Source organism: Streptomyces antibioticus, from assembly GCF_002019855.1.
Lineage (GTDB): Bacteria > Actinomycetota > Actinomycetes > Streptomycetales > Streptomycetaceae > Streptomyces > Streptomyces antibioticus_B.
Genome location: NZ_CM007717.1, coordinates 726,594 through 749,892, shown reverse-complemented (window position 1 = coordinate 749,892; position 23,299 = coordinate 726,594). Strand labels below are relative to the sequence as shown.

Genomic DNA, 23,299 nt, shown 5'->3' with positions numbered 1-23,299 from the left:
CACATGGCCCCGACATGGAGCCGGACCCGGCCACGGATACAGACCCGGACCCGGACACGGCCATGCACACAGACCCGGACCCGGACCCGGACCCGGCCATGGACACAGCGCCGCCCCCGGACACACGAAGGTCCGCGGCGCGCCACCGTTCCGGCGCACCGCGGACCCCGGTCCCCTCAGCGAGTGCCGACCGCCGCCCGCACGGCCCGCCGGGCGAGCTGGCAGTCGTCGTGCAGCCGCCGCAGCAGCAGCCGCTGTTCCTCGCCGGACGGCGCGGCGCCGGGCTGGGCCGCTCCCGGCGCCGTCGGGGTCGCGTCGTGCATCGAACGCTGCACGGCCGTCTCGTAGGTACGGATCTCCCGGGTCAGCACCAGCATCAGGTTGACCAGGAACGCGTCCCGGGACGCCGGTCCGGCCGTCTGGGCGATCTGGGCGATCTGACGGCGCGCCACCGGCGCGTCGCCCAGCACCGACCAGAGCGTGGCGAGGTCGTAGCCCGGCAGGTACCAGCCCGCGTGCTCCCAGTCCACCAGCACTGGACCGGCCGGGGACAGCAGCATGTTCGACAGGAGGGCGTCGCCGTGGCAGAACTGGCCCATGCCGTGCCGGCCCGCGGAGGTCGCGATGCCGTGCAGCAGCTTCTGGAGGTCGCCCATGTCCCGGTCGGTGAGCAGGCCCAGCTCGTGGTAGCGGGAGATCCGGGACGGGTAGTCGAGCGGGGCGTCGAAGGTGCCCGCCGGCGGCCGCCAGGCGTTCAGCCGGCAGATCGCGCCGAGCGCCGCCCTGATGTCCGCGCGGGCCGGGGCCTCGGCCGGATGCCGCTGGAGTGCCGCCACCCGGCCGGGCATCCGCTCGATGACCAGGGTGCAGTTGTCCGGGTCCGCCGCGATCAGTCTCGGCGCGCGCACCGGAGGGCGCTGCCGGACGAACGTGCGGTACGCCGCTATTTCGTGCCGGATCCGCTCCGACCACACGGGCGAGTGGTCCAGTAAGCACTTCGCCACGGCCGTGCTGCGGCCGGTGGTGCCGACCAGCAGGACGGAGCGGCCGCTGCGCCGCAGGACCTGGACCGGCGCGAACTCCGGACAGATCCGGTGCACCGAGGCGAGCGCGGTGCGCAGTTGGGCGCCCTGCGGGCCGGACAGGTCGAGCCGTCCGCTGAGCGGCTGCGCGCCGATCCCCGCGGGGCGGCGGACACCGGCCGCGCCGAGCGCGGGGGCCGCCGGCCGGGCGGGAGCGAGGTAGGGGCCGCCACCGCCACCCGGGCGGGGGTGCAGCGGCCGGGGCGGGGCGGACACGGAGGACGATGCTGCGTACATGGGCGAAACAGATCCCTTCGTGTGCCTGACGTCAGAACGCTGCCCCGACCGGTCGTCCCGGGTGCACCCTGGGGAGTGTCCCTCGGCGACCGGGTCGGGGTGGCGCGTTCCTACCTGACACCCGGCGCCCACTGGCACACCATCTGGCGGGCCCTGGCGAACCCTGGCGAATAGTCGCCCGGCACCTTCCCCCGGGCTACTGTCAACTCAGCCGAGAACCTGGGGGCTTGACGTGAGCGGACAACCCAACACCCGCCTTGCGGACCTGTTCGGCCTGGCCGGCTGGTCCAAGGGTGAACTCGCGAGGCTGGTCAACCGGCAGGCGGCGGCCATGGGCCACCCCCAGCTCTCGACCGACACCTCGCGGGTGCGGCGGTGGATCGACATGGGAGAGATCCCGCGCGATCCGGTGCCGCGGGTGCTGGCGGCTCTGTTCACCGAGCGTCTCGGCCGTGTCGTGACCATCGAGGACCTCGGTCTGGTCCGGCACGGGCGTACAGGGAAACGGCCCGGCGGCGGGAGTGCGGAACATCCCGACGGCTTGCCGTGGGCGCCCGAACGGACTGCCGCGGTCCTCACCGAATTCACGGGAATGGACCTCATGCTCAACCGACGCGGCTTGGTGGGCGCGGGTGCCGCGCTCGCCGCGGGATCAGCACTCAGCACAGCCATGTACGACTGGCTCCACACCGACCCCACTCTCTCCGCCGACGCTCCCGTCATCGACCACCCCCTTCTGCACCACGCCGACCCGGCCGGGTTCGACCGCTACGAGGCCGCCCCCATCGGGACGGAGGAGATCGAGGAGCTGGAGCGCTCGGTCGAGGTGTTCCGGGCCTGGGACGCGGCCCGCGGCGGCGGGCTGCAGCGCAAGGCCGTCGTGGGACAGCTCAACGAGGTGGGCGGCATCCTCGCCTACCACCACCCCACCCATCTCCAGCGGCGCCTGTGGGGCGTCGCCGCCAACCTCGCCGTCCTCGCGGGCTGGATGTCGCACGACGTCGGCCTGGAGCCCACGGCCCAGAAGTACTTCGTCATCGCCGCCCACGCGGCCCGCGAGGGCGGTGACCGGCCGCGGGCCGGCGAGGCGCTCTCCCGGGCGGCCCGTCAGATGGTCCATCTCGGCCGGCCCGACGAGGCGCTCGACCTGATGAAGCTCGCCCAGTCCGGCGCCGGTGACAACGTGCTGCCGAAGACCCGGGCGATGTTCCACACCATCGAGGCGTGGGCGCAGGCGTCCATGGGCAAGGGCCAGGCCATGCGCCGCACCCTCGGCCGCGCGGAGGACCTGTTCGTGTCCGAGAAGGGCGATCTGGAACCGCCGCCCTGGATGCAGACCTTCAAGGACGAGGACCTGTTCGGGATGCAGGCCCTGGCGTACCGCACGCTGGCCGAGTTCGAGCCGCAGGCGGCCACGCACGCCCAGTACTACGCGGAGAAGGCGCTCGCGCTGCGCGTGGACGGGCGGGAGCGGTCGAAGATCTTCGACCATCTCTCCATGGCCTCGGCCTGCTTCATCGCCGACGATCCCGAACAGGCGGACCGGTACGCGCGGTTGGCGCTGGTGTCGATGGGCTCCAACTCCTCCCGCCGCACCTGGGACCGGCTGCGCGAGATGTACCGGCTGACCGCCGAGTACGCGGGCTACCCCAGGATCAGCGCGCTGCGTGAGGAGATCGCGCAGGCGCTGCCGAAGCCGAGGGGAGGCCGGGGCGCCGGCGGGGCCGTGCAGGCGTAGCCGGGACCGGGAAGCCGGACCGGGGAGCGGGACGGGGAGAGAGACCGGCCGGTCGTCAGCCGGTGACGCGGGCGAGGAGGACACAGGCGTCGTCCGCGCGTTCGCCCGCCTCGAACTCCGTCATGACCGCCCGTAGGCCGTCCTGCGCGGTGCGTGCCTCGCACAGGAGGGGAGCGAGGCCGAGGAGCCGCTGCGGTGTGTCCGCGTCCCCCAGCCCGGCGGTGTGCAGCAGGAGCACATCGCCCGCTTCGAGGGTCACTTCGGCCTGTCCGTAGACGGCGCCCGAGGTGGCGCCGAGGAGTACGCCCTCGGGGGTGTCCAGCCGTCGCCCCGTCCCGTCGCGGTACAGCAGCGGGGCGGGGTGTCCGGCCTGCGCCCAGGTCAGGGTGCGGGTGTCGGGCCGGTAGCGGCAGCAGACGGCGCCGGCCAGGGCGGGTTGCACGGTGCTGTCCAGCAACTGGTTGAGCAGGGACATCAGTTGGGCGGGGGCGGTGCCGGTCATCGCCATGCCGCGCAGGGCGCCGAGCAGCATCGCCATGCCGGAGGCGACGGCCGGGCCGTGCCCGGTGAGGTCGCCGACGCTCAGCAGGGTCTGGCCGTCGGGGAGTTCGAGCGCGTCGTACCAGTCGCCGCCGAGCAGGGAGGTGGCCGAGGCGGGCAGACAGCGTGCGGCGAGGTCCAGGCGGCGGGTGCCCCGGCGCGGGAGTCGCAGGGAGCCGCGCCAGGGGGGCAGCACGGCCTCCTGCAACTCGACCGCGAGCCGGTGTTCGTGCTGCGTGTGCCGGTGGTGGCGGTGCAGCGAGTCACGGGTCTCGCGCTCCTCCCGCCGGCGGTCGCGCAGTTCGCTCACGTCGCGCAGGACCGCCCACATGGTGGCGGTGGCGCCGTCGGCGTCGAGCACCGGTTCGCCCATCATGTGCAGGGTGCGCACCTCGCCGTCGGGCCGGACGACACGGAACTCGCCGTCGATGGGCCGGGCGTCCACGAGACAGTCCGTGACCATGGCCGTCAGCTTCGGCCGGTCCTCGTCGAGGACCAGGGACGGCAGTTCGTCCAGGGTGAGCGGGGGCACGGCCGGATCGCGGCCGAGGATGCGGTACAGCTCCGCGGACCACACGGCGTCGTCCGTCAGCAGGTTCCATTCGGCGCTGCCGACCCGGCTGAGCAGGGAGCCGCGCCGGTGGGCGGCCGGTGCGACGGCGGCCACCGCGGCGGGCGGCGCGGGGCCGTCCCGTAACTGCGCCAAGTGTGTGTCGAGGTCGTTGAGCTGACGCAGCGCCAGATCGTAGAGCGCGCGCTGCCAGCGTCCCTGCGGGTCCGCGGTGTCCTTCGGCGCGTCCCGTCGTACGGCGTCCACGTCGCCCCGGAGCCGTCGCGTCTGCGTGATCAGCGCGTCGACCGGGCCGCGTCCCGGCGGCCGGCCGGCGGGATGGTCCGCGGAGCGGGGGGACGACATGACGCGACTCCGATGCGGGAACGGTCCGGCGGAAGGGGACGTAAGGGGGACGGAAGGGCCGTTACGACTGTTGCACAGCGCGCGACGCCGTGTAAGGGATTTGGCAACACACGATTCGGTGGTGCTTCTGGCATATGCCAGAGTCTCCCGGAGGTGGTGGGGAGCGGTCGATCGTCGCTCGCGCGTGGCTGCAAGTCGTAGGTGGCGTACGTGACTTGAGGGACGTGTGGGGAGCCTGGAGGGGGTGTCCGCCGCCTGTTCGACGGCTGCGTGTTCGGTCCGGGGTGCGAAGTGACGCAGGTCACAAAATTTGTCGGCGGTTCCGCGTAATGCGAACGGGCCCTTCGAGGTCGTACATGCATGGACATCACCCTCGAACAGCCGGTCCGCGCCCGCCTGATCACCGGCGAGGACCAGGAGCTGCCGGTCTCGGCCACGCTCCGCTACGCGTCGGCCGAACCGTTCGCCGTCTCCCTCGACTTCCCCGCCGAGGTCTCCCTCGCCGGGGAGCGGGTCACCTGGACCTTCGCCCGCGCGCTGCTGGAGGAGGGGCTGCGCGGGCCGGCGGGCAGCGGGGACGTGCACATCTGGCCGTGCGGCCGGTCGCGGACCGTCGTGGAGTTCCACTCGCCGCTCGGCATGGCCCTGCTCCAGTTCGACAGCCCCGCCCTCGACCGCTTCCTGCTGCGCAGCTACGCCGTGGTCGCGGCGGGCGATGAGGACGTCGCGGCCGCCGTCGACGAGGGACTTCAGACCCTCCTCGGCAACGTCTGAGACGGCGGGCCCGGCTGTGGGGGCCGGCGTGTGCGGCGCCGGCCCCGGCGGGCTCAGCGGCCGGCGGGCGGATACGGATCCGGGCGCGGCGCGAGGTCCACGCTCACGCGCCGCCCGGTCTCCAGGGCGGTGACGCCGGCCTCGGCGACGGCGGAGGCCGCGTAGCCGTCGTAGGCGCTCGGGCCCGTGACGCGGCCGCGCCGGGTCGCGTCGACCCATGCCTGCACCTCGCGGTCGTAGGCGTCCGCGAACCGGACCAGATAGTCCTGGGGCACCTCCGAGCCGGCCGTGCCCGCGGTGGTCACCAGCGGGCCGCGCTCGTCGCCGATCCGCGCGCTGCCCCGCTCGCAGACGGCCTCGCAGCGCACCTGGTAGCCGAACCCGCAGTTGACGAAGACCTCCACGTCGACCAGCGCGCCGCCCTCGCTCTCGAAGACCACGAACTGCGGGTCGAGCAGGCCCGCCGGGGCGCCGCCGGAGGGGCGCGGCCGTAGCACGCTCACCGCGGTCAGCTCCTGGCCGAGCAGCCAGCGCGCGGCGTCGATCTCGTGCGACACCGAACTGTCGATCAGCATGGCGCTGGTGAAGTCCGGCGGCGAGGAGACGTTGCGGTGGACGCAGTGCAGCATCAGCGGGCGCCCGAGGCGGCCGTCGTCCAGCAGCGTCTTCAGCCCGCGGTACTCGGCGTCGTAGCGCCGCATGAACCCGATCTGCGCCAGCCGCCGCCCGAGCCGGGCCTCGGCCTCGACCACGCGCAGCGCGCCCGCCGCGTCCGGCACCATCGGCTTCTCGCACAGCACCGGGAGTTCGCGCGCGAACGCCGCGAGCAGCGCCTCCTCGTGGGCCGGGCCGGGGGAGGCGATCAGTACGGCCGCGACGCCCGGCGCGTCCAGCGCGGCCTCGGTCTCGGTGTGGACCGAGGCTCCCTCGATCCCGGCGACGGCCTCGCGCGCGCGGGCGGCGTCGGGATCGGCCACCGCCGCGACCCGGGCGCCGTTCACCACCCGGTCCAGACGCCGTACGTGGTCGGCCCCCATGTGTCCGGCGCCCAGCACCGCGACACCCAGCAGGTCACTCACGGGCCCTCTCCCTCCCCGCCGACGATCACGCCGTAGCGTACGCCGGTGCGCGGCGGAGGGCCGGTGGGCGGGGTCAGTAGCGCAGGACGCCCGCGATGCCGTCCGAGTCGGCCAGGGTGCCGTCCGGGACGAACCGCACGTCGGCGCCGGTCTCCAGGCACTGTTCGACGATCTCGTCCACGATGTCCTCGCGGGCGTCGAGGTCGTCGCCGAGGGCCGGGATCAGATGGTCGCCGTCGTCGCGGACCGTCACCCGGTAGTTCTCCTCGACGGCCAGCAGTTGCACCCGGCCCTCGCGCGCGTTCTGCCAGATCTCGTCCACGCCGGCCGCGAACCGCTTGCGGCCGAGGGCCGATTCGAGTTCCTGGTGGACCGTGTCCACGCGCCGGCGGGCCTCGGCGTCGACCACCGGACGCACCGCCTGCCACACCGCGTCGGCCGTGCCGTGCGCGAGGCCGCCGTGCGGGACGTGCACCGCGTCCCGGGTGACGGTGCCGATCTCCTCCAGCGCCGACAGCGCCGCCTGCTCGCCCGTCACGTACAGCGGACGCGGGTGGGCGCGCAGCATCCGGCCCATCGCCGTGTCCGCCTCGCGCAGGAAGTGCCGGGTGTCCTCGTCGCGGAAGGCGCTCGGATGGTCCCCGATCCGCTCCTGGCGCTCGGCGTCGAAGTTCTCGCGGTGGTCGCTGGTGAGGGGGAAGCCGCCGGAGCGCTGCTCGGTGACGCGGTCGACCCCGCCGTTCCACAGCGTGACGCGGTCGGGGGAGACCGACAGGACCCAGAACGGCCGTTCGGCGGCCTGGGCGGAGACCAGGTTGCGGGTGAGGAAGGTGTCCGAAAGCACGACCCGCTCGGGCACCGACCTGCCCAGCGACCACACCTGGTGCTCGCCCGGCGCGGCGAAGATGACCAGGCCGTCCTCGGCGTGCGCGAGGTCGACCTCGGCGAGGGCGCGGTCGAGCTGGTCGCAGACGTCGGCCCGCCGCTCGCGGGTGACCGACGGATCGGACTCGAGTTGCTTCTTCGCCTCGGCCACGACATTGCGCAGCCGGACCCGGTCCTGGGCGTTCTCCGGTTCCCTGCGGTGGGTGGGTGTCAGGACGGACACCGCTGGATAGGGGCGCGGGCGCCGCAGTTCGGAGAGGGTGGCGGGGCTGAGTGCGTGCTCCATATGAGCACCATAGGACTGATGGGACCGATCCGCCGTTCGGGCCCGGTGTCCGGTTCGACCGTCGATCGGGTTTCCGAATCCGTCTGCGGCAACCCCGTTGGATACGTAGGGTTTACAAGTGTTCGACATACTGTGCGAGGCGAGTTGATAGGGTGTTACTCGTCAGTAGCACAATTGCATGGGGGCACTCGGGGTGGGTCGACGCGGACCCCCGACGGTTGAAAATCGCACTAGAGTTCCCCCCTCGTTCTCCAGACAGGTGAGACTCGTCAACATGGCTCGTTCTCTGGTCGACACGCTGACCACGCACGCCACGCACCAGCCCGACCGGACCGCCTACCGCTACCTCGTCACGGGGGATCTGGACGGGGAGATCCAGGAGATCACCTACGCCCGCCTGGCCGACCGGGTCCGGGCCGTCGCGGGCCGGCTCCAGGAGAGCGGCCTCGCCGGCTCCCGCGCCCTGCTGCTCCACCCGCCCGGCCTGGAGTTCATCTCCGCCTACCTCGGCTGCCTGGCCGCCGGTGTCGTCGCCGTGCCCGGCATCCCGCCGCAGGGCCACTCCTGGAACAGCCGTGCCCTGACCCGCACCAAGCGCCTGATCGCCGACGCCGACGCCCGCGCGATCCTCGGCAGCCGCGAAGTCGTCGCCTCCCTCGGCGCGTTGGCCGACCAGCTCCCCGAACTCGACGACGTGGCACGGGTGGTGACGGAGGACATACCCGACGAGGCCGCCGCGCACTGGCGCCGGCCCGACCTCACGGACGACTCCGTCGCCTTCCTCCAGTACACCTCCGGCTCCACCTCCGCACCCCGCGGGGTCGTCGTCACCCACGGCAACCTCATGGACAACGAGCGGATCATCACCACGAGCATGGGCCACACCCCGCAGGTCATCGAGGAGTACGACCACGAACTCCTGGTGAGCTGGCTGCCCGTCTACCACGACATGGGGCTCGTCGGCCCGGTCCTCAACACCGTGTACCTCGGTCTGACCACCACCCTGTTCTCCCCGCTGCACTTCCTCCAGCGGCCCGCCCGCTGGCTGGAGGCGATCAGCCGGTACCGCCCGCACACCAGCGGCGCCCCCAACTTCGGCTACGAACTGGCCCTCAAGCACGCCACACCCGAACTCCTCGACGGCCTCGACCTCAGCTCCTGGCGGGTGGCCTTCAACGGCGCCGAACCCGTACGGCCCGCCACCCTGCGCCGCTTCGCCGAGACCTTCGCCCCCGCCGGTTTCCGGCGCGAGTCCTTCTACCCCTGCTACGGCCTGGCCGAGGCCACCGTCATGGTCACCGGCGGCACGGTGGACGAGGCGCCGGTCCTGCTGCACCGCGAGAACCGCGACGGCAACGGGACTTCCGACGCGGACGCCGCCGCCGTCGGCTGCGGACGGCCCGGCGAGGGCATGACCGTCGTCATCGCCGACCCCGACCGCAAGGAGGAGCGGCCCGACGGCGAGACCGGCGAGATCTGGGTCCAGGGCGCGAGCGTCGCCCAGGGCTACTGGCGCAACACCCTCGCCACCCGCGAGACCTTCCGCGCCACCCTCCCCGGCCGCGAAGGCCGCTTCCTGCGCACCGGCGACCTCGGATTCCTGCGCGACGGCGAACTGTTCGTCACCGGCCGGCTCAAGGACCTCCTCGTCGTCGACGGCCGCAACCACTACCCCCAGGACCTCGAACTCTCCGCCGAGCTGTGCCACCCCGCACTCCGGCCCGGCTGCACCGCCGCGTTCTCCGTCGACAGCGGAGCCGAAGGTGAACAGCCCGTCCTGGTAGCCGAGTTGACCCCCGACGCGGCCGCCGAGGCCGAACAGGTCGCCGATCTGATCCGGGCCGCGATCGGCACCGCGCACGGCCTCTCCGTGCACGACGTCGTCCTGGTCCACCCCGGCACCATCCCCAAGACCTCCAGCGGCAAAATCCAGCGCCGAGCCACCCGCGCGGCCTACCTCGACGGCACGCTCGCCCCGGTCGACGCACCCGTCGCACGCTGACAACGGCGGCTGCCGGCCCGCCCGTCCGGCCCGGCAGCCCGCCCCCGGCGGACGCCACGCGCTCCGCCCACCCCTCGCGCCGACGACACCGAGGCGCCGGGAATCCATCGCGCACCCCCGTTCACGAGGACACCCTTCCGATGCCTGCGAACGCCTCCCACTCCCCGACTCCCGCCCCGTCCCTGACGACCCCCGAGGACGTCCGCGACTGGCTGGCCTCGGCCGTGGCCGAGTCGGCCGGCCTCGACCCCACGGCCGTCGACCCGCACCGCCCCATCGCCGAACTGGGCCTGGGATCACGCCGACTGGTCACCCTCGGCGCCGAACTGGCGGAGCGCACCGGCCGTCCCACGGACCCCTCCCTGGTCTTCAACCACCCCACGATCGCCGCCCTCGCCGACGCCCTGTTCGCCCCGCGGACCACCACCGCCCCGGCACCCGCCCCCGCGCGGGAGGCGCGCACGGACGACGACATCGCGATCATCTCCATGGCCTGCCGCTTCCCCGGCGGCGCCGACGACCCCGAGGCGCTGTGGCGGATCCTCGACACCGGCCGGGACGTCATCACCGAGGTCCCGGCGGGCCGTTGGGACACCGACGGCCTCCTCGACCCCGACCCGGAGACCACCGGCACCGCCTACACCCTGCGCGGCGGCTTCCTCGACGCCATCGACCGCTTCGACGCGCCCTTCTTCGGCATCTCGCCGCGCGAGGCCGCCGCCATGGACCCGCAGCAGCGCCTGCTCCTCCAGACCGCCTGGGAGACCCTCGAACGCGCCGGACTCGTCCCCGACACCCTCACCGGCAGCGACACCGGCGTCTACCTCGGCCTCTACGACAGCGGCTACCTCGCCGCCGCCTCCCTCGGACAGCTCGACGGGCACATCGGCACCGGCACCGCCCCCTCCGTGGCCTCAGGACGCCTCGCCTACACCCTCGGCCTCCAGGGCCCCGCGGTCACCGTCGACACCGCCTGCTCCTCCTCCCTGGTCGCCCTGCACCTCGCGGCCCGGGCGCTCGCGGCCGGCGAGTGCGACCTCGCCCTCGCGGGCGGCGCCACCCTGCTGGTGACCCCGCGCGGACACGTCGAGTTCAGCCGGCTGCGCGGACTGTCGCCGTCCGGCCGGTGCAGCCCCTTCTCCGCCGACGCGGACGGCGTGGTCTGGGCCGAGGGCTGCGGCCTGGTCCTCCTCAAGCGGCTCACCGACGCCCGCCGGGACGGCGACCGCATCCTCGCCGTCGTCAAGGGCTCGGCCCTCAACCAGGACGGCCGCAGCCAGGGCCTGAGCGCACCCAGCGGCCCCGCCCAGGAACGGGTGCTGCGGGCCGCCCTGGACGCCGCCGGACTGCGCCCCGAGGACATCGACCACATCGAGGCCCACGGCACCGGCACCCGGCTCGGCGACCCGATCGAGGGCGGCGCGCTCGCCGCCGTCTACGGCCCCGGCCGCCCCGCCGACCGGCCGCTCGGCGTCGGCTCCCTCAAGTCCAACCTCGGGCACACCCAGGCGGCCGCCGGCATCGCCGGGGTGATCAAGACCGTGCTGGCCCTCGCCCACGAGCGCGTCCCGGCCTCCCTGCACGCCGAGCACCTCACCGAGCACATCGACTGGGAGGGCGGCGGACTCCGCGTCCAGCGCACCGCCGAGGCGTGGCCGCGCCGCGCGGACCGGGTGCGCCGGGCCGGCGTGAGCGCGTTCGGGATCAGCGGGACCAACGCGCATGTGGTGCTGGAGGAGGCGCCCGCGTCGGCCGAAACCGCCTCCGCGGTCGCCGGGACCCCGGCAGGGCCCACCCTGTTCCCGCTCTCCGCCCGCACCCTCCCCGCCCTGCACGGACAGGCCGAACGGCTCGCCGCGGCGCTGCGCGAGCGGCCCGGCACCGCGCTCGACGCCGTCGCCGCGACCCTGGCCCGGCACCGCACCCACTTCGCCCACCGGGCCGTGATCCAGGCCGCCGACTCCGGTGAACTGCTGGCCGCCCTGGAGGAGTTGGCCGCCGGACGGCCCGACCCCGACCGCACCGCAGGACCGCAGCAGGCCCTTCCGCCCGGCAAGCTGGCGTTCGTCTTCCCCGGCCAGGGCGCCCAGTGGACCGGTATGGCCCGCGACCTGCTCGCCACCGACCCCGTCTTCGCCGACGAACTCGACCGCTGCGACGGCGCGTTGCGCCCCTTCACCGAGTGGTCCGTCGCCGCCGTGCTGCGCGGCGACACCGACGCGCCCCCACTGGACCGCGTGGACGTCGTCCAGCCCGTCCTGTTCGCCGTGATGGTGTCCCTGGCCGCCGTCTGGCGGGCCCGCGGGATCCGCCCGGACGGGGTGATCGGACACAGCCAGGGCGAGGTCGCCGCCGCCTGTGTCGCCGGCGCGCTCAGCCTCAACGACGCCGCCGCCGTGGTCGCCCTGCGCTCCCAGGCCCTCACGGCGCTCTCCGGCACCGGCACGATGGCCGTCGTCGGACTGCCCCACACCGAGATCGAGGCCAGGACGGCCGGGCTCGACGGCCGGGTGTCCGTCGCCGCCGTCAACAGCGGCCGCTCCACGGTCCTGGCCGGCGAGGTCGAACCCCTCCAGGACCTGCTGGACGAACTCGACCGCGAGGGCGTCTTCGTCCGGCGGCTCGACGTCGACTACGCCTCGCACAGCGCCCAGGTCGAAGCGGTCCGCACGGAGATCCTCGACGAACTCGACGGCGTCACCGCCCACCCCGGGCAGGTCGCCTGGTACTCCACCGTCACCGGCGCACCCGTCACCGCGGAACTCGCCGCCGACTACTGGTACACCAACCTGCGCGAGCCCGTCCGCTTCGCGCCCACCGTGGAGCGGATGGCGGCCGACGGCTACCGCTACTTCGTCGAACTCGGCCCGCACCCCTCCCTGTCCACCGCCGTGCGCACGGTGGACGAGGACCTCGTCGCCGTCGCCTCCCTGCGCCGGGACGCCGACGGCCGCGCCTGCCTCGACCGCGCCGCCGCCGAACTCCACGTCCACGGACGGCCGGTGGACTGGCGGCGCCTCGCACCCGCCGCCGCCCCCGCCGACCTGCCCACGTACGCCTGGGACACCCAGCGGTACTGGATCGAACCCGAGGGCACGGCGGGCGCCGGGACCGGGCTCTTCGAACGCTCCGCGCACCCGCTGCTGGGCGTCCAGCTCCAGTCCGCCGACGCGACCCGCTGGACCTTCCGCAACGAGTGGTCCCCGGCCACCGCCGACTGGCTGCCCGATCACACCGTGTTCGGCAGGACCGTCGTCTCCGGCACCACCCTGCTGGAACTCTGCCGCGCCGCCCTCGCCACGGCCCGCCCCGACGAACCCGCCGACCTCACCGGCCTGTTGCTGCTCGCCCCCCTCACCCTGCCCGCCACCGGCACCGTCGAGGTGTCGGTCGAGGTGAGCGGCGACGGCCCCGTGCCGGAGGTCACCGTGCACAGCCGCCCGCGCGGCCACGAGGGCGCGGGCTGGACCCTGCACGCGACGGCCTCGGGCGCCTCGGACGCCGAACGGCCTGCGGACGCGCCCGGCGGCACGCCCCCCGCCTGGCCGCAGGACGCCGCCCCCGCCTGGGACCCCGAGACCTACGAGCGGCTCACCGGCGCGGGCCTCGGCTACGGCCCCGCCTTCCAGGGCGTACGGGAGGCCGTACGCACCGCGGAGGACGAACTGCTCGCCCGGCTCTCCCTGCCGCCCGGCGCGCGGGACGTCGCCGACCCCTACCCGGTGCACCCGGCGCTCCTGGACGCCGCCCTGCACGTGGCCGCCGCGTTCGAGGCGCCCGAGGGCGCCGTGCTGCTGCCCGCCGCCGTCGGACGCTGCACCTTGACCGGCACCGCCGCCCACGATCTGACCGTCTCCGTCCGGCGCACCGACGCCACCACCCTGGACGTCGCCCTGTGGGACGCCGACGGCTTCCCGGCGGGCCGCCTGGAGGACGTACGCCTGCACGCCGTGACCGCGGCGGACCTGAGCGGCACCGCGGAGAACGCCCGGCATCTGTACGAGGTGGCGTGGACGGCGGTCGAACCGGCGGCGGTGTCGGGGACCGATGCCGTGATCCGCGTCTGGGAACCCGCCGACGGGGAACTCGCCGCGTCCGCACACGATTTGGCGCGGACGGCGGTGGCCGAGCTGAAGGAGCTGATCGCCGCCGACGCGCCCACCCGTACGGTGTGGGTGACCCGGGGCGCGGTCGCCGCCTCCGACGGGGACCGCGTGCCCGGACTCGCCCAGTCCGTGCTGTGGGGCCTCGCCCGCAGCGCCCGGGCCGAGCACCCGGACCTCGGGCTGACCCTGCTCGACGTCGAGGATCCCGGCGACCTCGACGGTGCCGCTGCCGTCGCCCTCCCCGACGAACCCGAACTCGCCCTCCGTTCAGGCGCGTTGCTCGCCCCTCGTCTGGTCCGCGCCCGCCCCGGGGAGCACGGCACCCTGCCCACCGACGGCACCGTCCTGATCACCGGCGGACTCGGCGCCGTGGGCCGCCACCTCGCCCGCCTCCTCGCCGAACTCGGCGTCCCACGCCTGCTGTTGACCTCCCGCCGGGGCCCCGAGGACCCGCGGGCCGCCGAGGCCGTCGCCGAACTGGCCGCCCTGGGCGCCGAGGTGGAGGTGGCCGCCTGTGATGTCGCGGACCCGCGGGAACTGGCCGCCCTTCTCGCCAGGTTCGGGGAGGAGGCGCCCCTGCGCGGTGTCGTGCACTGCGCCGGGCTCCTGGACGACGGAGTGGTCGCCGACCTGACCCCCGAGCGGCTCGCCCGCGTACTGCGGCCCAAGGTCGACGGCGCCGCCCATCTGCACCGGCTCACCGCGCACCTGCCCCTGGAGCTGTTCCTGCTGGTCTCCTCGGCCGCCGGTGTCGTCGGCAACCCGGGCCAGGGCAACTACGCCGCCGCCAACGTCTTCCTCGACCAACTCGCCCACCACCGCCGGGCGCACGGCCTGCCCGCCGTCTCCGTCTCCTACGGCGCCTGGGCAGGGGAGGGCCTCGCCGCCGAGCACGCCGACCTGGCCCGGATGGCCCGGCTCGGCCACCGCGCCCTCACCCCCATCCAGGGCCGCGACCTCACCGCCCTCGCCCTGCGGCGCGGCACGGCCCACCAGATCGCCTGGATCGTGGACCTGCCGCGCGTCCGGGAGGCCGTGGGCGACACCGCGCTGTGGCGCTCCCTGCTGCCCGCCCCGCGCGCGGCGTCCGCCGGTCCTGCGGGCGGACTCGCGGAGCGGCTGGCCGCGCTGCCCGAGGCCGACCGCGCCGACCGGGTCCTCGCCCTCGTCCGCGAGGAGGCCGCGCGCGTCCTCGGGCTGCGCGCGGCGGAGGCCGTCGCCACCGACCGGCCGCTGCGGGACCTCGGCATGGACTCGGTGACGGCGGTCGAACTGCGCAACCGCATCGGCGCCCGCCTCGGCACCCGGCTCCCCGCCACCCTGCTCTTCGACCACCCCACACCTGCCCGGCTCACCCGCCACCTGCTGGACGGCATGCTCGCCGGCGCGCCCCGCACCACACCCGGTGCCCCTTCCTCCCGCCCCGCCACGGCCGTCCCCACCGACGAGCCGATCGCCGTCGTCGCGATGGCCTGCCGGCTGCCCGGCGGTGTCCACGACCCCGAGGACCTGTGGCACCTGGTCGCCGAAGGCCGGGACGCCGTGGGCCCCTTCCCGGCCGGGCGCTGGGACGTCGAGTCCCTGTACGACCCCGACCCGGACGCGCCCGGCAGGACGTACGCCCGCGAGGGCGGCTTCCTGGACGACATCGCCTCCTTCGACGCGGGCTTCTTCGGCATCACCCCGAAGGAGGCCGCCGCCATGGACCCGCAGCAGCGGCTCCTCCTGGAGACGGCCTGGGAGGCGCTGGAGCGGGCCGGCACCGTCCCCGCCACCCTCGCCGGGAGCACCACCGGCGTGTACGTCGGCATGTTCGGCAGCGACTACCTGTCCGGCTCCCGGCTGGACCAGCTCGACGGATACGTGGGCACCGGCTCCGCGCTCAGCGTGGCCTCCGGCCGACTCGCCTACGCCCTCGGCCTGCACGGGCCCGCCCTCACCGTCGACACGGCCTGCTCGTCGTCGCTGGTCGCCACCCATCTGGCCGCCCAGGCGCTGCGGTCCGGCGAATGCGACCTCGCGCTCGCGGGCGGGGTCACCCTGATGGTCACCCCGCAGACCTTCGTCGAGTTCAGCCGGCTGCGCGGGCTCTCGCCCACCGGCCGCTGCCGCTCCTTCTCCGACGCCGCCGACGGCGCGATCTGGGCCGAGGGCGCCGGGATGCTCGTCCTCAAGCGGCTCTCGGACGCGCGCCGGGACGGCGACGAGGTGCTCGCGGTGCTGCGCGGCACCGCCGTCAACCAGGACGGCCGCAGCCAGGGTCTGTCCGCGCCGAACGGGCCCGCGCAGGAGCAAGTCGTCCGGCGCGCCCTGGAGCTGTCCGGGCTCACGCCCGCCGACATCGACTACGTGGAGGCGCACGGCACCGGCACCACCCTGGGCGACCCGATCGAGGCGAACGCCCTCTCCGAGGTCTTCGGCGCCTCCCGGCCCGAGGGGCGGCCGCTGTACCTGGGGTCGCTGAAGTCCAACCTCGGGCACGCCCAGGCCGCTTCGGGCGTCGCCGGACTGATCAAGGTCGTGCAGTCGCTGCGCCACCGGACCCTCCCGGCCACCCTGCACGCCGGTACGCCCAGCCGGCACGTCGACTGGGAGGACAGCGGACTGCGGCTGCTCACCGAGGCCCGCCCCTGGCCGGTGGCGGGGGAGCGGGTGCGGCGCGCCGGGGTCAGCGCGTTCGGGATCAGCGGGACCAACGCGCATGTGATCGTCGAGGAGCCGCCCGCCGCCGAGCCGGTCGCGGACGGGCACCCCGTGGCGTCCGAACCCGGCGGCGGCAGAACGCTGTTCGTGCTCTCCGGGCGGTCCGCGACCGCCGTCCGCGGTCAGGCCGCGCGGCTCGCCACGCACCTGGCCGGGGACGACACCGCCCTGCCCGACCTCGCCCACACCCTGGCCCGGCACCGCAGCCACTTCGAGCACCGGACGGCGATCGTGGCCGGCGACCGGGACGAACTGCGCACCGTCCTCGACGCGTTGGCGTCCGGACGGGCTCCGCTGACCGCGCCCCGTGAGGACCGCGGCGGCAAGGTCGCCTTCGTGTTCTCCGGGCACGGCGGCCAGTGGCCCGGCATGGGACTGGGGACGGCCGCCGGTTCGGCGGCGTTCCGCGAGGAACTCACCCGGATCGACGCGGCCGTCGAACGGCACGCGGGCTGGTCCGTGCTCAACGCCCTGCGCGCACCGGAGGAGTTCTCCCCGCTGGAGCGCACCGAGTACCTCCAGCCGACGCTCTTCGCCGTCAACGCCTCCCTCGCCGCCGCCTGGCGCACCCTCGGCGTCACCCCGGACGGTGTCGTCGGACACAGCCTGGGCGAGATCGCCGCCGCCTACAGCGTGGGCGCGCTCGGTCTCGACGAGGCCGTGGCCGTGGTGACCGGGCGGGCCGAGGCGGTCGTCCCGCTCGTCGGACGCGGCGGCATGATCGCCGTAGAACTCCCGCACACCGAGGTCGGGGAACTCCTCGCGCCGTACGCGGGGCGGCTGTTCGTCGGCGCGGTCAACAGCGCCCGCGCGACGGCCGTCTCGGGGGACGCCGACGCGCTCGCCGAACTGCGCGGCCTGCTCACGGACCGCGGGATCGCCGTACGGTCCCTGTCGACGCCGTTCGCCTCCCACAGTCCGCTCATGGAACCGCTGCGCGACACCTTCCTCGACCGGCTCTCCGGGGTGCGCGGCGCGGCGGCGGACACCCCGCTGTACTCGGCCGTGCGCGCCGCGCCGGTCGGCGGGGACGACCTCGACGCCGGGTACTGGTTCGACAACCTGAGCCGGCCGGTCCGGTTCGCCGACACCGTCCGCCGGATGCTCGACGACGGCTACCGCCACTTCGTGGAACTCAGCCCGCACCCGTCGCTGACCGCCGCCGTGGCCGCCGTCGCCGCCGAGGCCGGGGTCGACGCCGTCACCGTCGGCTCGCTGCGCCGCGGCCAGGACGGCCCGGACGTCCTGCTGCGCCGCCTCGGCGAGCTGTACACGGGCGGGTACGAACCGGACTGGGCGGCGCTGTTCCCGCGCGGCCGCCGGGTCGCCCTGCCGACCTACGCCTTCGCCCGCGACCGCCACTGGCTCGCCCCCGCGCCCGCCGGCTCGCCCGGCGCCTCCCCGCTGCTCGGCACCCATGTCGAGGCTAGCGACGAACCCGGCCGCCATCTCTTCCAGAGCGAAATCGACCTGCGCGACAGCCGGTTCGCGCACCTCGCCGACCATCGCGTCACCGGCGAGGTCTGGCTGCCGGGCGCCGCCTTCCTCGGCATGGCCCTGGAAGCCGCCGCCGCACTCACCGACGGCGACGACGAGATCCGGCTCGCCGACGTGGACTTCCTCCAGCCCCTGCGGCTGCCCGAGGACCGGCCGGTCCGCCTCCAGCTCGTGCTGCGGCCCGCCGACGACGACGGCTCGCGCGCCTTCACCGTCTTCTCGTCCGCCGCCGAGGGACAGCGCTGGGAACGCCATGTCACCGGCTCGGTCGTGACCGGGGGACCCGCCGCGCGGGCCCGCCTCGGCGATCTGCGCGAGCGGTGCCCCGAGCCCGTCGAACTCGGTCCGGTCTACGCCGGGTTGAGCGCCCTCGGCATCGACTACGGCCCCGCCTTCCGCAATCTGGAGACGGCCCACCGCACGGACACCGCCGCGGTCGCCCGGCTCACGGAACGGCCCCCGGCCGGACACCTGATCCACCCGGCCGTCCTGGACGCCGCGTTCCACACCGCCGCCCTGCCCGGCGACGCCCCCGAAGGACGGGCGTTCGTGCCCGCCGGGTTCGGCCGCGTCCGGTTCACCGGCCGGCGCACCGCACCCGCCTGGGCGAGCTGCGAACTGCGCTCCGTCGCCGGCGACACCGCCCTGCTCGACCTGCGCCTGTGGGACGCCGACGAGCAACTCCTCCTCGAAGCCGAGGAGTTCCGGCTCGCCGCGCTCCCCCCGCTGGACGGCGCCCTGTTCGAGACCCGCTGGCAGCCCCGCCCCGCCGCGCAGGAACCCCCCGCCGACGGCTCGTGGCTGATCCTCGCCGACGGCACCGGCACCGCCGAGGCCCTGACCGGCCGCCTCGACACCGACGGCGTGCCGTACGTCGTGGCCCGCAGGGGACCGGAGTTCACCGCCGAGGGCGCCGGCCGGTACGTCCTCGACACCGCCGACCCCGAGCAGCTCGCCCGGCTGCTCGACGCGGCGTACCCGGACACCCCGCCCGCCCGGATCGTCCAGCTCGCCGCGCTGGACGCCCCGGCCGTCGTCGACTCCCGCACGGCCGAGGAGGCGGCCCGGCTGGCCTGCCTGGGCACCCTGCACCTGGTGCGCGCGCTCACCGGACGACGCGGCCACGCCCCGCGCCTGTTCACCGTCGTCCGGGGCACCCAGGCCGCCGGCGGCAGCGAACAGGTCGCCCATCCCCAGCAGGCGCTGGCCTGGGGCTTCGGCCTCGCGCTCGCCCAGGAACACCCCGAACTGGCCGTCACGCTCGTCGACCTGCCGCCCGTCGGCGGCGCCGACGCCCTGTGGACCCAGCTCCGGCACGCCGACGACGAACGCCTCGTCGCCCTGCGGGAGTCCGGCCGGCTCGTCCCCCGGCTGGCCCGCACCCGCCCGGACACCGACGGCGGCGGCACACCCGACGGCGTCCACCTCGTCACCGGCGGTCTCGGCGGCCTCGGCCGGATCGTCGCCGAACGCCTCGTCCGGCGCGGGGTGCGCAGCCTCGCCCTGATGAGCCGGGGCGCGCCCACGCCCGACGCCCGGGAGTGGATCGCCGGCCTGGAACGGCGCGGGGTCACCGTGCACCTCGCCCGCGCCGACGTCGCCGACCGCGCCGCCCTCGGCGACGCCCTGGACGCCGTACGACGCGAGGCGGGACCGCTCGCCGGGATCGTGCACGCGGCCGGTGTCCTGGACGACGCCACCGTGGCGAACCTGACCGACGAACGCGTCCTGCGCGTCCTCGCCCCCAAGGTGCTCGGCACCGCCCTGCTCACCGAACTCGCCCCCGAGGCCCGGCACATGGTGCTGTTCGCGTCGGCGGCCGGACTGCTCGGCTCGGCCGGACAGAGCCCCTACTCGGCGGCGAACGCCTTCCTCGACGCCTGGGCCCACCATCTCTCCCGCACCGGACGCCGGGCGCTCAGCCTCGACTGGGGCGTCTGGTCCGGTGTCGGCATGGTCGCCGAGTCCGGCACCCGGGCCGCCGAGACCGGCCGCTCCGGACTGGTCGCGTTCTCCCCGCAGGACGGCGGCGAACTCTTCGACCGCCTGCTGGACACCTCGCGCCGCCAGCTCGCCCCCATCGCCCTGGACCGGGAGCTGCTCGCGCTCGCCCCGGACGCGGTCCGCTCCCGCCCGCTCCTCGCCGACCTCGTCAGCCTGCCCACCGGCACCGGCGACGCCGACGCCCTGGTGCGCAAGGTGTTCGCCGCCACCACCGCCGACGACCGGGTCGGCTGGCTGGAGGAGTATGTCCGCGCCCGCATCGGCGAGGTCTCGGGCGGCCTGGTCGACGTCTCCGCCGGCACCGCGCTCAAGGAACTCGGCCTGGACTCCCTGATGCTGGTCCGGCTGCGGAACGCCTTCGCCCGTGAACTCGGCGTCGAACTGCCCACCGCCGAGATGTTCTCCGCCGCCGATGTGCGCGGCCTGGCGAACACCCTGGCCGCTGGCCTGCCCGACCGCCCCGTCACCGCACCGGCCCCCGGCACCCCGGCGGAGGAGGCGGCCCAGGTCCCGGAGACCGAACTCCTCCCGGTCACCCGGGACGTCGTCCGCCTGCTGCGCAGCGCCCGCCCCGGCATGCCCCAGGCCGCCCACGCGGTCGGCCTCGCCTTCCGGCTCACCGCCCCCACCACCCGCGAGGCGCTCACCGCCCTCGTCACCCGGCTCGTCGCCCGCCACGCGGCGCTGCGGACCTCGGTGGTCACGGTCCCCGACGGCGGCCGCCGGCTCCACGTGGTCCGCGACCTCACCGCACCGCCCCTGCGCTGGACCGCCGTCACCGACGGACCGGACGCAGGTGACCGGCTGCGCGCGCTCCTCGAACCGCCGTTCGACCTGACGGCCGCACCGCTGTGGCGCCTCGAACTGCTCGACGGCGGCACCGACGGCCAGATCCTGCTCGTAGGCGCTCACCACGTGGTGAGCGACCTCCAGTCCCTGCTGCTGGTCGCGGCCGAGATCGACGCCGAACTGTCCGGCACCGCGCTCGACGCCGACGTCACCAACCGGGACGTCCGACTCCTCGTCGAGGCCCAGCGGTCGGGCGAGGGCACGGCCGACGCCGACTGGCAGGCCGCCTTCGACGGCAGCGCACGCCTCGACCTCACGCTCTCCCGGCCGCGCCCCGAACAGCGCACCTACCGGGCCGGCAGCGTCACCGTGGACGTCCCCGACGGCCTCATGGAGCGGGTCGCCACGGCCGCCGGTGCCCTCGGCGTCACGCCCGCCGCGTTCTGCCTCGGCACCCTCACCGTGCTCCTGGCACGGCTGCGCGCCCGCGACCGCTTCGTGCTCGCCGTCCCGGTGGACACCCGCATCCACGCCGACGCCTTCGACGCCGTGGGCTTCTACGGCGTCCCCGTGCCGTTCCCGGCCGAGGCGCGGGCGGGCGAGACGGTCGAGGACGTCCTGCGCCGCACCGACACCCGGCTGCGCCGCGTCCTGACCAAGGGCGCGATGTTCTCGGACGTCCTCGCCACCCTGGCCCGGCAGGGCCTCCACCGGGACCAGGCCCCGCTGGTGGAGGTCTACTTCAACTACGTCCGGCACGGCGGCCGCCTCGCAAACCTGGACGTGCTGCCGGCCGGCACCGGCTACTCCGACCTCGACCTCATGATCACGATGACCCCGGACGCGGACCGGATCCGGCTCGACCACAACCTCGACATCCTCGACCCGGCGGACACGGCCGCACTGGCGGACGACTTCCTGCGCCTGCTCGGCGAAGCGGCGCGGGACGCGACGCACCCCGCCCGGCCCGGGGAGCAGGAAGCCGCTTCCGGGCGGCCCGGGGAGCAGGAGGCCGCTTCCGGGCGGCCCGTGGAGGACGTGCCGCTTCCCGTCCCGGCCACCCCCGCCGGGCGCGGCTCCCTGGCCCTCGCCGCCACCTTCGCCCTCGGCAACCTCCCGCTGATGTGCGCGACCGCCCTCGGGGACGACGGCCCCACGGTCGCCGAGGCGCCGTACCACCAGGTGCTCGCCGCCCTGCGCGACCCGTCCGGCGTCTTCGCCGACCCCGCCACGGCCGTCGGCGTGGTGCTGCTGCGGGCCCACGACCTGGAACGGTTCGGGCCGGTGGACGACACGCTCCTCGCCGAGCTGCGCACCGAGTACCCGGCCGCGCTGCGGGCCCTGGCCGAACACACCCGCAAGCCGCTGATCGTCGGCTTCCTGCCCGCGAAGGACACGGACGGACGCCTCGCCCGCTGGGAGCGCGAAGTCGCCGCCGACCTCACCGACCGCCCCGGCATCGCGGTGCTGACCGCCGACGACTGGACCCGCCGGCACCCCGTGACGGACCTCTTCGACGAACGCACCGAACGGCTCGCCCACCTCCCCTTCACCCCGCCCTTCCAGGCGGCCGTGGCCCTCCGCCTCGCCGAGGTCGTACGGGCCGTGCTGCGGCCCGCGCCCAAGGTGATCGCCGTCGACGGCGACGAGACGCTGTGGAGCGGTGTGGCCGGGGAGATCGGCCCGGACGCCGTGGACCTGTCCGGACCCCGGGCGGTCCTCGCGCGCCGGCTGCTGCGCTGGCGGGAGGCCGGGGTGCTGCTGGCGCTCGTCAGCAACAACGACGAGGACACCGTACGGGCCGTCCTCGACCGCCCCGACAGCCCGCTCAAGGCCGAGCACTTCAGCGTCCTGTCCGCCGCCTGGGGCCCCAAGCCCGCCCGGCTGGCCGAGGCGGCCCGCACCCTCAACCTCGGCCCGGACAGCTTCCTCTTCCTCGACGACAACCCCGCCGAGATCGGCAAGATGCGCGCGGCCCTGCCCGAGGTGCTCGCGGTGACCTGCCCGGCGGAACCCGAACTGGAGGAGTTCCTCGACCGGTTGTGGCCGCTGGTCCCGGTCGCGGGGACGGCCGAGGACGTCCTGCGGGCCCGCTTCTACGACCAGGAACGGGAACGGGACGCCGTACGGGACAAGACGGAGGAGGCCGGATTCGAGGAGTTCCTCGCCCAGTTGGAACTGACGGTCGACGTCCGGCCGCTCGGGGAGGACGACGTCCGGCGCGCCGAACAACTCGTGCGCCGCACCAACCAGTTCACCCTGCGCGCCCGCTCGGCCGACGGCGGCGACCTCGACCGCTGGCGGAACCGCGGCGAGGTGTGGACGGCGGCGGCCCGCGACCGCTTCGGCGACTACGGCCAGATCGGCCTGCTCGCGGTCCGCGCCGAGGGCGACCGGCTCGACGTCCTCGCCTGGCTGATGAGCTGCCGCGCCCTCGGACGCGGCGTCGAGGAACGCCTGCTGGGCTGGCTGGCCGACCGCGCCGACGAACTCGGCTGCGCCAAGGTCCGGTTGACGGCCGAGCGCAGCCCGCGCAACGCCCCGGCCCGGCGGATCGTGGCCGCGCTCGGCGGCGGCGACCAGGACGACGAACTCCTGGAGGCCGTGACGACCCCGGAACACCTGCGGGCGTTCCGGTCGTGGGAACAGCGGTGACCTCGG

The 23,299-nt window shown here is 75.0% G+C and carries 8 protein-coding genes; 4 read left to right on the top strand and 4 right to left on the bottom strand.

All coding sequences use genetic code 11. The features are described from left to right. Positions 1-176: 176 nt before the first annotated feature. Complete coding sequence (locus AFM16_RS03330) at positions 177-1,319, bottom strand: aminoglycoside phosphotransferase family protein (RefSeq protein ID WP_030787461.1); 1,143 nt, start codon at positions 1,317-1,319, stop codon at positions 177-179. Between the two features lie 232 nt (positions 1,320-1,551). Between AFM16_RS03330 and AFM16_RS03325 the strand changes: the two genes are divergently transcribed. Then, the gene (locus tag AFM16_RS03325; RefSeq protein WP_030787463.1) at positions 1,552-3,057 is read left to right on the top strand and encodes a DNA-binding protein NsdB; all 1,506 of its coding nucleotides are present in this window, start codon (positions 1,552-1,554) and stop codon (positions 3,055-3,057) included. 55 nt (positions 3,058-3,112) lie between these two features. On the opposite strand, the gene AFM16_RS03320 is transcribed toward AFM16_RS03325, so the two are convergent. Further along, on the bottom strand, positions 3,113-4,513 hold the full coding sequence (locus AFM16_RS03320) for a PP2C family protein-serine/threonine phosphatase (RefSeq protein ID WP_078632241.1): 1,401 nt from the start codon (positions 4,511-4,513) through the stop codon (positions 3,113-3,115). Between the two features lie 360 nt (positions 4,514-4,873). Here AFM16_RS03320 and AFM16_RS03315 point away from each other — a divergent pair, with 360 nt between their 5' ends. Then, positions 4,874-5,287 carry an SsgA family sporulation/cell division regulator gene (locus AFM16_RS03315; protein ID WP_078632239.1) on the top strand — a complete coding sequence of 138 codons (414 nt, stop codon included), beginning with the start codon at positions 4,874-4,876 and terminating at the stop codon, positions 5,285-5,287. 53 nt (positions 5,288-5,340) lie between these two features. On the opposite strand, the gene AFM16_RS03310 is transcribed toward AFM16_RS03315, so the two are convergent. Beyond that, positions 5,341-6,366 carry a Gfo/Idh/MocA family protein gene (locus AFM16_RS03310; protein ID WP_078632237.1) on the bottom strand — a complete coding sequence of 342 codons (1,026 nt, stop codon included), beginning with the start codon at positions 6,364-6,366 and terminating at the stop codon, positions 5,341-5,343. Between the two features lie 73 nt (positions 6,367-6,439). Then, positions 6,440-7,537 carry a baeRF3 domain-containing protein gene (locus tag AFM16_RS03305; RefSeq protein ID WP_030787471.1) on the bottom strand — a complete coding sequence of 366 codons (1,098 nt, stop codon included), beginning with the start codon at positions 7,535-7,537 and terminating at the stop codon, positions 6,440-6,442. A gap of 274 nt (positions 7,538-7,811) precedes the next feature. Here AFM16_RS03305 and AFM16_RS03300 point away from each other — a divergent pair, with 274 nt between their 5' ends. After that, entirely contained in the window at positions 7,812-9,539 is a 1,728-nt protein-coding gene (locus AFM16_RS03300) for a fatty acyl-AMP ligase (protein WP_078632235.1), read from the top strand. Between the two features lie 140 nt (positions 9,540-9,679). After that, a complete protein-coding gene (locus AFM16_RS03295; RefSeq protein WP_078632233.1) occupies positions 9,680-23,293 on the top strand; it encodes a type I polyketide synthase in 13,614 nt (4,537 codons plus the stop codon). The last annotated feature ends 6 nt before the right edge of the window (positions 23,294-23,299 follow it).

Excerpts from the sequence above, each read along its gene's own strand:
- AFM16_RS03305 (WP_030787471.1), bottom strand. The coding sequence starts at position 7,537 with ATGGAGCACGCACTCAGCCCCGCCACCCTCTCCGAACTGCGGCGCCCG.
- AFM16_RS03320 (WP_078632241.1), bottom strand. The coding sequence starts at position 4,513 with ATGTCGTCCCCCCGCTCCGCGGACCATCCCGCCGGCCGGCCGCCGGGA.
- AFM16_RS03330 (WP_030787461.1), bottom strand. The coding sequence starts at position 1,319 with ATGTACGCAGCATCGTCCTCCGTGTCCGCCCCGCCCCGGCCGCTGCAC.
- AFM16_RS03295 (WP_078632233.1), top strand. The coding sequence starts at position 9,680 with ATGCCTGCGAACGCCTCCCACTCCCCGACTCCCGCCCCGTCCCTGACG.
- AFM16_RS03300 (WP_078632235.1), top strand. The coding sequence starts at position 7,812 with ATGGCTCGTTCTCTGGTCGACACGCTGACCACGCACGCCACGCACCAG.
- AFM16_RS03315 (WP_078632239.1), top strand. The coding sequence starts at position 4,874 with ATGGACATCACCCTCGAACAGCCGGTCCGCGCCCGCCTGATCACCGGC.